11 protein-coding genes, 1 tRNA gene and 2 pseudogenes are annotated in these 12,826 nt (G+C 70.1%); 4 read left to right on the forward strand and 10 right to left on the reverse strand.

Annotation, left to right across the window (positions count from 1 at the left end):
- The 4 genes and pseudogenes from NBZ85_RS04290 to NBZ85_RS04305 all read right to left on the reverse strand — a co-directional run.
- A pseudogene (locus NBZ85_RS04290) lies at nt 1–570 on the reverse strand (FtsK/SpoIIIE domain-containing protein); the annotation flags it as partial.
- A 160-nt stretch (nt 571–730) separates the two neighbouring features.
- Nucleotides 731–1,861 (reverse strand): GGDEF domain-containing protein, encoded by a 1,131-nt coding sequence (locus tag NBZ85_RS32530; protein WP_261554560.1) that lies wholly within the window; start codon nt 1,859–1,861, stop codon nt 731–733.
- 362 nt (nt 1,862–2,223) lie between these two features.
- Complete coding sequence (locus tag NBZ85_RS04300) at nt 2,224–2,916, reverse strand: DUF305 domain-containing protein (RefSeq protein WP_261554559.1); 693 nt, start codon at nt 2,914–2,916, stop codon at nt 2,224–2,226.
- A 94-nt stretch (nt 2,917–3,010) separates the two neighbouring features.
- Entirely contained in the window at nt 3,011–3,505 is a 495-nt protein-coding gene (locus NBZ85_RS04305) for a hypothetical protein (RefSeq protein WP_261554558.1), read from the reverse strand.
- Nucleotides 3,506–3,690: 185 nt separating this feature from the next.
- Here NBZ85_RS04305 and NBZ85_RS33955 point away from each other — a divergent pair.
- A pseudogene (locus tag NBZ85_RS33955) lies at nt 3,691–3,930 on the forward strand (zinc-binding dehydrogenase); the annotation flags it as partial.
- A gap of 34 nt (nt 3,931–3,964) precedes the next feature.
- Here the strand turns inward: NBZ85_RS33955 and NBZ85_RS04310 are convergent.
- Together NBZ85_RS04310 and NBZ85_RS32980 are read right to left on the reverse strand one after the other, a co-directional pair.
- Complete coding sequence (locus NBZ85_RS04310; RefSeq protein ID WP_261554557.1) at nt 3,965–4,198, reverse strand: hypothetical protein; 234 nt, start codon at nt 4,196–4,198, stop codon at nt 3,965–3,967.
- 305 nt (nt 4,199–4,503) lie between these two features.
- On the reverse strand, nt 4,504–4,839 hold the full coding sequence (locus NBZ85_RS32980) for a transposase family protein (protein WP_368861335.1): 336 nt from the start codon (nt 4,837–4,839) through the stop codon (nt 4,504–4,506).
- Nucleotides 4,840–4,895: 56 nt separating this feature from the next.
- Here NBZ85_RS32980 and NBZ85_RS04315 point away from each other — a divergent pair, with 56 nt between their 5' ends.
- Together NBZ85_RS04315 and NBZ85_RS04320 are read left to right on the forward strand one after the other, a co-directional pair.
- Nucleotides 4,896–5,120, forward strand: coding sequence for a hypothetical protein (locus NBZ85_RS04315; protein ID WP_261554556.1), 225 nt, complete (start codon nt 4,896–4,898; stop codon nt 5,118–5,120).
- Between the two features lie 409 nt (nt 5,121–5,529).
- On the forward strand, nt 5,530–6,396 hold the full coding sequence (locus tag NBZ85_RS04320) for a tyrosine-type recombinase/integrase (RefSeq protein ID WP_261554555.1): 867 nt from the start codon (nt 5,530–5,532) through the stop codon (nt 6,394–6,396).
- 247 nt (nt 6,397–6,643) lie between these two features.
- On the opposite strand, the gene NBZ85_RS04325 is transcribed toward NBZ85_RS04320, so the two are convergent.
- The 4 genes from NBZ85_RS04325 to NBZ85_RS04340 all read right to left on the reverse strand — a co-directional run bounded on the left by NBZ85_RS04325 (nt 6,644) and on the right by NBZ85_RS04340 (nt 11,100).
- Nucleotides 6,644–6,734 (reverse strand) — tRNA-Ser (locus tag NBZ85_RS04325).
- Nucleotides 6,735–6,836: 102 nt separating this feature from the next.
- The gene (locus NBZ85_RS04330) at nt 6,837–9,209 is read right to left on the reverse strand and encodes a [protein-PII] uridylyltransferase (RefSeq protein ID WP_261554554.1); all 2,373 of its coding nucleotides are present in this window, start codon (nt 9,207–9,209) and stop codon (nt 6,837–6,839) included.
- A 266-nt stretch (nt 9,210–9,475) separates the two neighbouring features.
- Nucleotides 9,476–9,817, reverse strand: a complete 342-nt coding sequence (locus NBZ85_RS04335; RefSeq protein ID WP_261554553.1) for a P-II family nitrogen regulator — start codon at nt 9,815–9,817, stop codon at nt 9,476–9,478.
- Complete coding sequence (locus tag NBZ85_RS04340; protein ID WP_261554552.1) at nt 9,814–11,100, reverse strand: ammonium transporter; 1,287 nt, start codon at nt 11,098–11,100, stop codon at nt 9,814–9,816. The genes NBZ85_RS04335 and NBZ85_RS04340 overlap by 4 nt, the downstream gene beginning before the upstream one ends.
- 265 nt (nt 11,101–11,365) lie before the next feature.
- Here NBZ85_RS04340 and NBZ85_RS04345 point away from each other — a divergent pair, with 265 nt between their 5' ends.
- Nucleotides 11,366–12,778: a C40 family peptidase gene (locus tag NBZ85_RS04345; RefSeq protein WP_261561535.1), complete on the forward strand. Its 1,413-nt coding sequence runs from the start codon at nt 11,366–11,368 to the stop codon at nt 12,776–12,778.
- Nucleotides 12,779–12,826 lie beyond the last annotated feature (48 nt).

Raw genomic sequence — 12,826 nt, forward strand, 5'->3', positions numbered from 1 at the left:
GAGCCTTCCCGGGGCGGTGGTGGACGGGAGGGCCAGGGGGGTGATCGCGGCGGGACGCAGGAGCCGCAACGCCATGCTTGGAGTGCGCACGGAGGCGACGATCGAGCCAGCGCCGCCCGCCTGATCACACTCGACGGCGCTGGTGCCGGGACCGGGAGCGACCGAACAGCTTCCATCGGCGGCGACCCGCACCGTCAGCACGGGTTCATCGGTGGCAGGGCCGGCAAGCAGGATGGCGCTGTCAGGAGCCGAGCCGACAGTGTGTTCGCCGACCGGCAGCGGATGAATGACGCCGGCGTCGGGGCCGGCGGTGACCATCAGATGGACCAGACCCGCGCCCGAGGCCCGGCGGGCTGGTGGCGCGTCGAGGAGCACGACAGCGCCCTCGATCAACGGCGACCGGGCAAGCGGCAGAGTCGGGCTGAGCGGCCGGCCGTGGCCGGCGAGAGTCAGCGAGGGCCGGGGGCTGGCCCGCGCCGAGGTCCCGTCCGGATGGGACGCGCGGACGGCGGTCGCCAGCGCGTCGGCGACGACGCCGAGGGGTGTGTCGGCACGGGCGCGCAGAAGCACGTCGACATTCGTTCCAGCGCGGAAATCGTGAACGGTGAATGCGATCTGCATGGGCCGAAGATACGACCTGAAACGCCCGCCGGCTACCTCGGACGACGCTGCGTATATGAACTTGGCGTTGTGGTCGCGAACCTGTCGGTCGGACGACCGGAAAGCCGAATTACTGACCGGAGCGGGATCGGCGGTCGCGGCTGGCCCGCAGCCTGGAACGGGCCCGGGTCACTTCCGCTCCGGCCCTTGCGACCAGAGCGTCTCCGTCCTCGCTCGGGGCACCAGCGGCCCCCCGAGTTCCCGGCTGACGCCCCTGTTCGCGCTGCTCAGGATGGTTGTCGCCGGAGTGGGATGGAGTCGTGCCCACGAGGGCGACCCCCACGCTGACCGACAGTCGGATTCGGTGGCCGTGCACGTCGAGCGGTTCGTCGAGGGCCGCTGCCAGCCGTTCGGCAAGGTCTGCGACATTCGGCGCATCCCCGGAGCCGGCAAGCACGACAAACTCGTCGCCGTCCCATCGCCCGATGATGTCGGTGGGGCCGAGTACGCTCGAAAAGCGTCGGGCGACGGCATGCAGAGCGGCATCACCGGTCAGATATCCGAAGGAGTTGTTGATTCGACGAAATGCATCCAGGTCCAGGAAGAGAACGGCGGTCCCGGCCCGTTCCGGGGAAGGAGGTGGCAGCGCGGATGAGGCTGCGTTCATGCCCCGTGCTCTGGTGGCGTCCGACGCGCCTGGTCCGCTGGGGGTGAGTCTGGCCGCGAGCAGGGTTCCCAACGCCGTCCGGTTCGCCAGCCCGGTGATCGGATCCGTCGAGGCCTGACGGCGGAGATCCTCTTCGCGATGGCGCCGTTCACTGACGTCATCGACGACGACGATCAGCCCGTCGCCGCGGATGAGGGTGCTCAGGCGGACGTCGAGCCAGCGGTGACCGCGCAGCGCCGGTTGCGGCAGCTCGATGCGGGCCCGGGTCCGCCGCCGGTCGATCAGCTGTCGCGAGAGGAACGCCAGCGTCCGGATCGGCGTGACCGGATCGAACACGGTGGCCCCGGTCTGGCCGGAGGGCGAGGAACGGGCCTGGTTCACCTCGGCCCCGGCCGACAGTGCTGCGGCCTGCGCCGCGTGGTCGCACGCCGCCAACCAGCTCATGCCGGGTCGGACGGGGAGCAGAGCCACCCCGGTCGCGGCGCTGCGGCGCCACGCCTCGTTGAGCCGGGTCACCGTCCCGTCCGGTCCGAGCACCGCGATGAGAGAGGGGAGGGAGTCGAACACGGCCGCCGCGACGTCGTCGGTGGGCACGGAGCTGGAATCCTTCCGGCTGCCGCACCGTGGCGTCGGTTTGGCGCAGGGCGCGTCCTCGACCCGCACGGCGCGGGAGATGTGCCGTGGGACCGCTCCGGCCGGGTCTCTCCCGTGCCGGGCAGGGCTGCCGCGGCGGTGCCTTTCCGATCCTCGGACGGTCACCGACGAGTGGATTCCGTTTTGTTGAACGGTGTGCCGTGAAAGGTGGTGGCGAGGGAATCGAGTGCGCAGGGGTAGTGAATGTACCGGCGTGTCGGCGCGCCCCGGCGCGGCGCAGGCTCGGCGGGAACCGGTTGGCCTCGGTGCGACGGGATGGTGGCCGCTGTCGCAGCCACCATCCCGTCCTTGCACAGGACCGGTCAGATCTTGGTGAGCAGGTCCTGCATACTGCTGATCTCGGCCGTCTGCGTGCGTCGAATGTTCTCGGCAAGCTGTTTTGCCGGCGTGTGGAGGCCGTCACGGATCTCGGTCTTCGCCATGGTGACGGCGCCCTGGTGATGTTCGATCATCATGGCGAGAAACATCTCGTCGAAGGCCGGTCCGGTCGCGTTCCTCAGGGCGGTCATGTCCGCACTGGACATCATTCCCTCCATCGAGGCGTGCGGTGCCACGGTTTCTGTTCCGTGATCGGCCATGCCGTCATCGCCCACACCGCCGTCGCCCATACCACCACTACCCATACCACCACTACCCATGCTGTGGTCAGCCGAGCCGTGGCCGGAAACATCCGTGTCGGCCGGGGGAGCGGTGGGCTGCCCCCAGTCGGTGAGCCAACCCGCCATGGTTGCGATTTCCGGCGCCTGTGCGGCTCGGATCTGCTGTGCGAGGGAACTGACCTGCGGGTTCTGAGCGCGGGACGGGGCCAGTTCGGCCATCTCGATGGCCTGTCGATGATGCGGGATCATCTTCTGGGCAAAAGTGATGTCGGCCGCGTTGTGGCTGTCTTTGGTGGTCGTGGCAGTGGTGGGTGTGGCGCTGCTGCCCCCGCTGCCGCAGGCGCTGACGGTGACCGCGGCGAAAAGCGCCGAGATAAGCAGGATGAGTCGTCTCATGCTGAAGTCCCTCGTCCTCCGGATGCGTGCGGATCCGCATGTCGGGCCGCCGGGCGGGAGTCGTCGAGGACGCACGCCGGCTGAGCCGGTCGGTCTACACGCGGAGCACGCAGAGGCGGGCGAGTGAGGGCGCACGGGGGCGAGGTAGCCCCCCGGGGGGTGACCGTCCGGGGCGGCAGGGCGCTGGGCGTGAACGGGTGCGTGCGCCGCCGGCCACCCGGACGGCGTGGGCAAGCAACAGGGCGGCGAGCAGGATGCCCACCACCCGAAGGAATGCCAGGCACAGCTGGCCGACGTGCCCGCCGTGACTCGCGGCCGGATCGGGAACCGGAGCCACAGGCGCGCCCTCGAGACCGGCCGGGTGCCCGGGGGCGGCCCGCTGGTGCGCTGCTCCGCCGTGCGGCGCACCCGGCGGGCTCCCCGCGGCGACCAGCGGCCTGTCAGAGCCACGGAGTTCGCCCGGGTGGCCGTTGCGGTCGACGTGGGCGGACAGGCCCCCATGCATGAGCAGAATGCCGAGGAGTACGGGCACGACGATTGCGAGGTACGGCCCGCGTCCGGTGATCTGTCCGCGGGCCCTGACACTCACCGTTGCATGATGCCTGAGGGGGCGTGTCTCAACGGGATCCGACGCCACCTCTGATCCGCACCACCCCTGGGTGGTGGAGGGCTGGGCTTGGCGGTCGGCGCCGAGAGCAAAGCCCTTGGCGCCCACGTCACCGCCCTCGCCGGGGCCCGCAATCTCGACTGGGTCAAAGAGCTCGGCGGGGACACATGATCGCACTCGCCTTCGACCCGGACCGCATCATCACGTCCATGACCAGCACCGGGCTGCGGGCCGCCGCCTCGCTCCGGCGAGTCACACTCTTCAGCAACAACCCGTCAGCCGACCGGATCGCCGAACTCGCCCAGTCCATCGAGGCGGGAAGCATCCGACCTGTGATCGACACAGCCTTCCCGATGACCGACATCGCGCAGGCTCACCGAAGACTCGAAGCCGGCGGCGTCCGCGGGAAGTACGTCATCGACATGGCAGCGTTCATAGCGCTCAGGGCCGATGTTCGGCCTTCTCCCTGGCGAGCTCGGCGCGCAGCAGCGCAGCGGCGGCCAGGATCGTCAGCCCGCACCACAACCTCCTGGTACGCCGCAACCGGCCGTCGACCTCCAGGAGCGTCGCCTCGAACTCCTCCGCGTATCGTTCCTGCTGCCCGTCGGACGCCGCGATCGCGGCCGCCAGCCCGACCAGGCCGTGCGCGAATGTACCCAGCTGCAGCCGGCGCACCAGGCGGACCACCTGCCTCGCCGGCAACGACGACCGGAGCGCGGTGCTCCCGGCTGATGGGGCGTACGACGGTCCCAGTCCGGCCGGCGCCCATGACCGCTCCGGCTGCTCCGCTGAGGACGAGCAGGACGGCCGGGGAGATACCGAACAGAATCGCCGGGACCGACGCCCCCGCGAAGACCCCCGCGAGCGCACCCAGCGTGCGCCGCCCCTGGCGCGGCCGTCGCGCTGTGAGGAGACCCGCCAGCAGGCCGAGCACGGCACCGGCGACCATGGTGGTGCAGTCGTGGAGGCTTATGCAGAACTCATGGAATAGAAATAGAGTGCTCGGATCGCGGAGAATGCTGTCGGGTAGGTGGAGAGGGGCGCCGGTAGTCGGTGTGTACTGCTCGCCAGATCTTGAAGTTGGCGATGGCCCTTTCGATGACGGACCGGAGGGAGTTGATTTCCTTGTTGAGGGTGGCCTGTTCTTTGGGGAGTCTGCCGCCGGGCGGCTTGCGGGATGGGACGGTGATCCCGGTGCCGGGGTAGCCCTTGTCGCCGAGGGTGTTGCCCGGGTCGGGGATGTCGAGGACGCCGGACTTTTCTACGGCGTTGCTGTCGTGGAGGGAGCCGGGCAGCGGATCGGAGACGTGGACCAGCCGGCCGGCCGCCGAGGGTGGAGACGAACTGGTGGTTGTGCCCGGTCGTGTGGTGCTTGCCCGAGCGCAGCTCCGGGCGGGATCTCCAGGACCAGCAGGGCAGCAGGGACCCGTCCACCACGGCGGTCGTCCCGTGGAGTGCCTCGTCGAGGGTGGGGACCCAGTCCGCGAGCACGTCGGTGATCACGGCCTCGATCCTGGCGATCGTGCGGGAGATGGTCGTCTGGTCGACGAACATCAGCTCTGCGATGACGTCTTCGGTCACGTTGTTCTTGAAGTAGATCAGGGTTGCCTTGACGGCCTGTTCGAGTGTGAGCGATTTCGGTCGTCCGATGGGTGCGTCCCACACAAGACGTTCGCCGATCATCGCGGCCAGATCGTCGAACTGGATGTCGTCCAGACCGGTGGTATGGTTGCGTTGCAACGGCCTCTCCCCCCGAAGATTGTTTTCGCAGATAATCTTCCAGTGTGGGGTAGGGGCTGTTGTCTTTCAACTTGGGCGCATCCCGTTTTATTCTGAAGTGAAACCAGACTTCCGCATAAGCCTCAAGGGCCCCGGCAAGTTTGCTGAGTAGCGACTCGTAGGCCGTGCCGGGGGTTTTTTCTGGGGACCGATTCGTACGCTACGTGACCGGATCACGTGTTAGCTTGTCGACCGCCTGGCCGAGGAAATTCAACGGGGAGCAAGCGATGGGCGGGCTGACAGTCAGTGCCTACCTACTCGACTGGCACGGCCGGAAGGACCGGCTTCGGCCGACGACCCGCAACTGCTATGAGCGGTTCATCCGGCTGCACCTCGTTCCCACGCTCGGGGAGATGCCGCTGGTCGCGCTGCGGGCCGAGCACATCGACGCGGCGCTGAAGCGGGCCGCGGTGAACGCCGCGGACCGCGAACGACCGATCGGGCCCGCGACGATCGCCGATGTCTACCAGATGCTGAAAACCGCGCTCGGCGATGCGCTCAAGCAACGGACGATCGAGTTCAACCTTGCGATCGGGGTGGAGCTGCCCGAGTACTCGGCGCCGGAAGTCGAGCCGTGGGAAGCCGAGGAGGTCGGCGCGTTCCTCGCTCGGCTCTTCATCCTGGCGCACAGGCTCCGCCAGGATGAAGAGCGTGCGACGGCCGGCCCCGGGTGGGACAAGGGGACCTTGCCCGACGAGCACGGAAAGCCGGTCCGACTCAAGGACCTGATGTTCACCCACCCGTCCGGCCGGCATCGTGATCCGCAGTACGTCACCCGGCGGATGCAGCGGATCGCCTGGCGGGCTGGTCTGTGCGCGGCGATCCGGGAGCCTGCGGCAGCCGGAGACGTCGAGGTGGTCGTAGGGGAGCGGGTACCCGGGAGCCGATCGGGACGTGGACGCGCTACGTGGACCGTGAGCCGGTTGGCGAGGTCACCGTCTCCTCGGTCACCGGGATGCGCGGGAAGCGGGCCCGACTGCACCTCGACAGACCGCTACCGGTTGATGTCGGCGTCGGCTGTGAGCTGGGCCGATCGCTGCTGTCGCGCCGGAGGCTGCATGACTTTCGCCACTCGTCGGCGTCGATCCAGCTAGCTGAAGGGGTCGACATCGTGATCGTGTTCAAGCGCCTTGGCCACTCCACGCCGTCGATCACTGGGGGCCTGTGCGCGCATCTGTTGCGTTCCTCGGGGCAGAAGGCGGCCGAAACGGATCCCGCACGCGGCCCGTTCTGGGGACCGTCTGAGTACCAGACCTGGCGAGGAGGCGAGGACAATCAAGAGGGCTGGTGTTCCTGCTGGCCGGCGGGCCAACCTGAAAGGCTGGCCGCGCGGACGAGGGGCGGAGGCTCCGGGATTTGAACCCGGGAGGGGGTTGAAGCCCCCAACCGCATTAGCAGTGCGGCGCCATAGACCGGACTAGGCGAAGCCTCCCAACGTGCTTGCCCATCATAGCGTCTCCCCTGAGCATGCCAACGGCCCGGGTACCGGACGGGGTGGGGGGATGGACCACAGCCCCGATGGGTGGGCTGCGGTTCAGATCGAGACGGGCGTGGCCGGCGTCGGCCCGGTCTGGCCGGTGGGCCCGGTCTGGCCGGGCAGATCCTCGGCCCCCAGCGCGGCGAGGACCGCGCCAGCGATCTCGCGGCGGCGGCCGTCATCGGCCACCGGCTGGCCGTCGGCCTCCTGGACGTAGAAGGCGTCGACCACATCGAGTCCGAGGGTGGCGACGATGGCGGTGGCGACGTCGAGCCCCAGCCCGGACAGGGCCCGCACGATCCGGAACAGCACGCCGGCCCGGTCGGGCGCGCGCACCTCGAGGACGGTGGTCGAGCCCAGGTCGTCGTCGAAGATGACCTGTGGTGGGCCCGGAGTGGTCCACTGCTTCGCGCCGGAGTAGTCACGTTCCCGGGCCGCGAGCCGCGCGGCGAGGTCGAGGGTGCCGGCGAGGGCGGCCCGCAGGTCCGCGAGCAGCTTCGCCTCCTCCGGCACCCGGCCGTGCGGGGCGGCGACCGCGGCCTGCAGCAGGGCGCGCCCGTCGGCGCTGCGGGCCGAGGCCCGCCGGATGTCGAGCCGGTTGAGCGCGAGGACACCGGCGGTGACGGCGAGCAGCCCGACCTGGTCGGCGCTCACCACGACGATCTCGTACATCCCCTCGTCGGGTAGCGGGTTGACCTGGACGATGTGCTCCCCCGGGAGGGCGAGCAGGCCGCGCTGGCGGTCGTCCAGCCGCGGCGGGCAGGGCATCCGCTCACCGCCGAGCAGCGCCCTGGACCGCTCGACCAGGTCGTTGATCAGACGCGCCTTCCAGGTGTTCCACGCGGTCGGCCCGGTGGCCCGGGAATCGGCCTCGGTCAGGCGGTGCAGCAGGGTGAGAATCCGGTCGCTGCCGGCGGCGGTGGCGACGGCCTGGATGGTCGCGAGATCGTCGATGTCGCGCCGGGTGGCCGTCTCGCCGAGCAGCAGATGGTGGCGGACCATCGCGACGAGCACGTCGACGTCCTCGGCGGGCAGGCCGAGGCGGGGGCCGATCAGCCGGATCTGTTCGATGCCGGCGTCGGTGTGGTCGCCGGGGAAGCCCTTGCCGATGTCGTGCAGCAGCGCGCCGAGCAGCAGCAGGTCGGGGCGGTCCACGTCGCGGGTGAACGCGGCGGCGTGGGCCGCGGCCTCCATGAGGTGCCGGTCGACGGTGTACCGGTGGTAGGGGTTGCGCTGCGGGCGGCTGCGCACGGCGGCCCACTCGGGCAGCAGCCGCACCAGCAGGCCGACCTGGTCGAGGGACTCGAGCACGCCGACGGCGGCCTTGCCGGTGGCGAGCAGGGCGACGAGCGCGTCGCGTGCGGCGGGCGGCCACGGCTGCGGCATCGGCGGCGCCTCTGCGGCGAGCCGGTCGACGGCGTAGCGGCCCAGCGGCAGCCCGGTGCGGGCGGCGGCCGCGGCGACGCGCAGGACGAGGACGGGGTCCTTCGCCGGTTCGACGTCGAGGGCGAGCTGGATCTCGCCGCCCTGGTCGATCACCCCCTCGTCCAGGGGACGGCGAACGGGACGCTGGCCGCGCCAGCGGGAGGTGTTGCGCAGCCCGGCGGCGGTGCGATACCAGGTCGCGTCCCAGGCCCAGGAGATCGTCCGGCCGGCGTCGGCGACGGCGTGGGCGAGGGCCATCGAGTCGGGGTAGCCGAGCGCGCTGGCCACCGCCGTGCCGTCCTGCAGCAGCAGCCGGTCCTGCGGGCGGCCGGCGGCCAGGCGGCGGATCTCGCCGCGGGCGTCGAGCAGCACCCCGGCGGCGGCCAGCACCCGGTCGGAGGGGACCTCCGCGACCCAGGCCGCGGCGAGGGCGTGCAGGGCGTGCACGTCGCGCAGCCCGCCGCGGGACTCCTTGAGGTCCGGTTCGAGCAGGAAGGCCACCTCGCCGAGGCGGGCGGCCCGCTCGGCCACGGCGGCGGCGAGGTCGGGCAGCCGTTTCGGGGCGCGGGTGCGCCAGCGGGTGCGGGCGCGGCGGGAGAGCTCGGCGGTCAGGGCCGTGTCGCCGGCGACATGGCGGGTGTCGAGCAGGCCGAGCGCGGCCTTCAGATCGTCGTCCGCCACGGTGATCGCCTCGTCGACGGTGCGCACACTGTGGTCGAGGCCGACGCCGGCGTCCCACAGCGGATACCAGATCGCGTCGGCGACGGTGACGATGTTCGGATGGGCTCCGTTGTGGAGAAGGACCAGGTCGAGGTCGCTGCCGAACGCCGGCTCCCCCCGGCCGTAGCCGCCGACGGCGACGAGGGCGAGGCCGGGGCCGGGATCGCTGAACAGGTCGGTGAGCGCCTCGTCGGCGAGGTCGGTGAGCAGGCGGCGCAGCTGCGGCCCGGTCGCCGGCGGCAGCTGCGCGGCGCGTCCCCTGAGGATCTCCAGACGGTCCTTCATGCCAGACGGTCCCTCATGCCAGCCGGTCTTTCATGGCTGTCCTCCTCTGGCTCTGGCCGCTTCGACGCCACCCGGCTCGCGTCGGCCGAGCCGGCACATGGCGCGGCACCGCGTCGATGATCGCGCGGTGCCGCCTCATGTGATCGGGGTGAGGAGAGGAACGCCCGGGCCGATGCCCGGAGCGTCCCCGACCCCGGTGTTACCTGCATGGTGCGGATTCCGGGTGATGTGCGAGCGGTGCCGGGCGCAGGAGTCGTGACTCGATCCTAGATCGCGTCGGCGCCCCGCTCGCCGGTGCGCACCCGGACCACGGAGTCGACCGGGACGACCCAGACCTTGCCGTCGCCGATCTTGCCGGTCTGGGCGGCCGTCGTGATCGCGGCGACCAGGTCGTCGGCGGTCTCGTCGGCCACGACGACCTCGATCTTGATCTTTGGGACGAAGTCGATCTTATACTCCGCGCCGCGATAGACCTCCGTGTGGCCCTTCTGCCGGCCGTAGCCCTGGACCTCGGAGATCGTCAGGCCATGCACGCCCAGGTTTTCCAGCGCCGCCTTCACGTCGTCGACCTTGAAGGGCTTGATGATGGCGGTGACCAGCTTGGTCATGCCTGGACCTCCTCAGGCACCTTGACGGGGGTGACGCTGGTGGTCCGCGAGCCGCCCCCACCGATGGACGTGAACCGGTAGGCCGTCTCGCCGTGCAGCGCCTCGTCCATGCCGGTGATCTGGTCCTCGTCGCTCATCCGCAGCCCGATCGTGTACTTGATCGCAAGCGCGATGATCGCCGTCACGACGCCCGAGTAGCCGAGCGTCGCGCCGACGGCCAGGGCCTGCTCACCGAGGACACTCCACGGACCGCCGTAGAAGATGCCGTCGTGGGCCGCCGAGTTGGTGTCCACGGTGGCGAAGAAGCCGGTGAGCAGGGCGCCGAGCACACCGCCGATGAGGTGGACCGCACCGACGTCGAGCGAGTCGTCGATGCCGACCTTGCCCTTGATGGAGGTGGCCAGGGCGCAGACGACGCCGGCGATCCCGCCGACTGCGATGGAACCCATCGGAGAGACGAAACCACAGGCCGGGGTGATGGCCACCAGACCGGCGACCGCACCGGACGCGGCACCCAGCGTGGTGGCCTTGCCATCCCGGAGCTTCTCGATGGCGAGCCAGCCGAGGATCGCGACGCCCGTCGCGATCTGGGTGTTGAGCAGCGCGTACCCGGCGACCTTGTTCGCGCCCAGCGCCGAGCCGGCGTTGAACCCGAACCAGCCGACCCACAGGATGCCGGTGCCGAGCAGGACGAACGGCACGTTGTGCGGACGAAAGTCCCCGCCCGGCCAACCGGCCCGCCTGCCGAGCACCAGGGCCAGCACGATGGCGGCGATACCGGCGTTGGCGTGGACGACCGTGCCACCCGCGAAGTCCATCGCGCCACGCTTGAACAGCCAGCCGTTGGTCGCCCACACCCAGTGCGCGATCGGCGAGTAGACGAGCACCGACCACAGCGGCACGAAGACCACGAAGGCACTGAACTTCATGCGGTCGGCAACGGAACCGGTGATGAGTGCGGGAGTGATGATCGCGAACATGAGCTGGAAGGCCACGAACACGACATACGGAATATTACCGTCACTACCGGACAGGTCCTGCAGTGCGAAGAAGTGGAATCCGCCCCAGAAGCCGTTGCCCGGACCGAAGGCGACGCTGAAGCCCACAACCGACCAGACCAGCGTGACGATGCCGATGCAGAAGAAGTTCTGCATGATCATGCCAAGGACATTCTTCGCCCGGACCATGCCGCCGTAGAAGAACGCCAGTCCGGGCGTCATAAACAGCACGATCGCGGAACTGATGAGCATCCATGCGGTATCGCCCGTATCCATTTTGACCATGTCTCTCCTGTCATCCCCCCGCGCGTTGCGCGGACTGCGCTCACCCGGTCCCCGGCCACGCTGCGCTCGTCCCGGTTCCTCGGGTCCGAAGAGTCGATAAGACCTGTTCCCGACCTGTGTCTTAGCTGTTTCTGACGTGTGAAATCGCTAAATTGGGCAGCAGGTGGCCCGTTTCGGTCGCCTAGCGGTGGGCGTGCGGAGACTCTCCGACCGATTCGGCGTGCTTCCGTGACTGTATAACTGCGTACAGTTACCGTCCGGCGGTGTGAGCAGTGTCCCCGCGGAGGGCTGGCATAGCGTCGGCGAACCGGACCCCGAGACCCGCCACCCCAGCGCTGTCGGCCGGCGCGTACCCATTGACAAGATTGGCCGTATTGACCTCGGCAGATTCGCCGAGCCCGTCCTGCCCATCCCCCGACAACGACCGGGGCTGCCGAACTCGTGCCCCGGCAGCCCGAAAGTCGCAGCAGGTACAGCAGCCCGCGCCAACGTCGCAGGTCCGAAAGTCACCGGCCTCATTGTCCTCGGCCTGGCTGGTATTCTTTTCGCCGGGCCGGCGACGGCCGCCGGCCCCGCCTGGGCGGCGCAGGCCCCGGCGGCGAGTCGGCCGGAGTCGCAGAGTCTCGTCGACGTTCAGGATGAGATCGGGCATACTCGTTCAAAGCTCGATGAATCGGCTCGCCGAGCGGCGAGCGCCGCCGAGGCTTTCAACGCCGGACGGATCCGGCTCGCCGAGGCCGAGCGGGCCGCGACCGCTGCCGCCGCCCGAGTCGACCGAGCGGACCAGGCGGTTCGCGAGGCCGCGGACCAGCACCGGGGCCTAGCCGTGTCGGCGGACCGCGCGGGTGGCTTCACGCAGCTGTCTGTGCTGCTGACCGGCGATCCGCGTCGTGCCCTCGACCGGGCGGGCGCAGTCGACGCCCTGGCCCGCCGGCAGCGGGTGGTGGGCACCGGCCTGCGGCTGGCTCGCCTCGACCTCACCGAGGCCCGGCGTAGCGCCGACGAGGCCCTCGTCGACAAGAAGAAGATCGTGGCGGATCTCGCCGCGCGCAAGCGGACCATCGAGGCGGCGGCCGACGAGCAGCGTGGCCTGTTGCAGCGGCTGGAGTCGCGCTACGCCGAGTTGGAACGGCAGGCCAGGGCACGGCAGATGGCCGCCCAGCGGGCCCGGCAGGCGGCGGCGGCAGCGGCGGCGGCCCAGACGGCCCGGCAGGCGGCGGCTGAGCAAGCCCGCTACCGGCAGGAGTCCGGGGTGGCGGCGGCAGCTGGCCGGGCCTTCGCCGCGGCTCCGGTCACCGCGGCTCCGGCCGCGGCGGTGAGCGGTGGTGGCGGTGCGGCGACCGCGGTGCGGGAGGCATACGCCCAGCTCGGAAAGCCCTACGTGTTGGGGGCGGAGGGGCCGGGAACCTTCGACTGCTCCGGGCTGACCCAGTGGGTCTGGGGAAAGGCGGGCGTCGCGCTCAGCCACTACACCGGATCACAGTGGGAGGAGGGGCGTCGAGTGGGCCGTGCCGCCCTGATCCCCGGGGATCTCGTGTTCTTTCACCCGGATCTCGATCACGTCGGGCTCTACGTGGGGAACGGGAAGATGATTAACGCTCCCCGCACCGGCGAGGTGGTCCGGGTGGAGAGCGTCTGGTGGTCGAGCTTCCAGGGAGGCATCCGGCCGGGAGCCTGACCGCCGGCCACCGACGGGGGATCGGTGGCCGGCGAGAGGAACCGCGAG

Source organism: Frankia tisae (assembly GCF_025403405.1).
Classification (GTDB): Bacteria; Actinomycetota; Actinomycetes; order Frankiales; family Frankiaceae; genus Frankia; species Frankia tisai.

Coding starts and splice junctions, on each gene's coding strand:
- NBZ85_RS04300 (WP_261554559.1), bottom strand. CDS start 2,916: ATGAGACGACTCATCCTGCTTATCTCGGCGCTTTTCGCCGCGGTCACC.
- NBZ85_RS04340 (WP_261554552.1), bottom strand. CDS start 11,100: ATGGTCAAAATGGATACGGGCGATACCGCATGGATGCTCATCAGTTCC.
- NBZ85_RS04330 (WP_261554554.1), bottom strand. CDS start 9,209: ATGAAGGACCGTCTGGAGATCCTCAGGGGACGCGCCGCGCAGCTGCCG.
- NBZ85_RS04320 (WP_261554555.1), top strand. CDS start 5,530: ATGGGCGGGCTGACAGTCAGTGCCTACCTACTCGACTGGCACGGCCGG.
- NBZ85_RS04335 (WP_261554553.1), bottom strand. CDS start 9,817: ATGACCAAGCTGGTCACCGCCATCATCAAGCCCTTCAAGGTCGACGAC.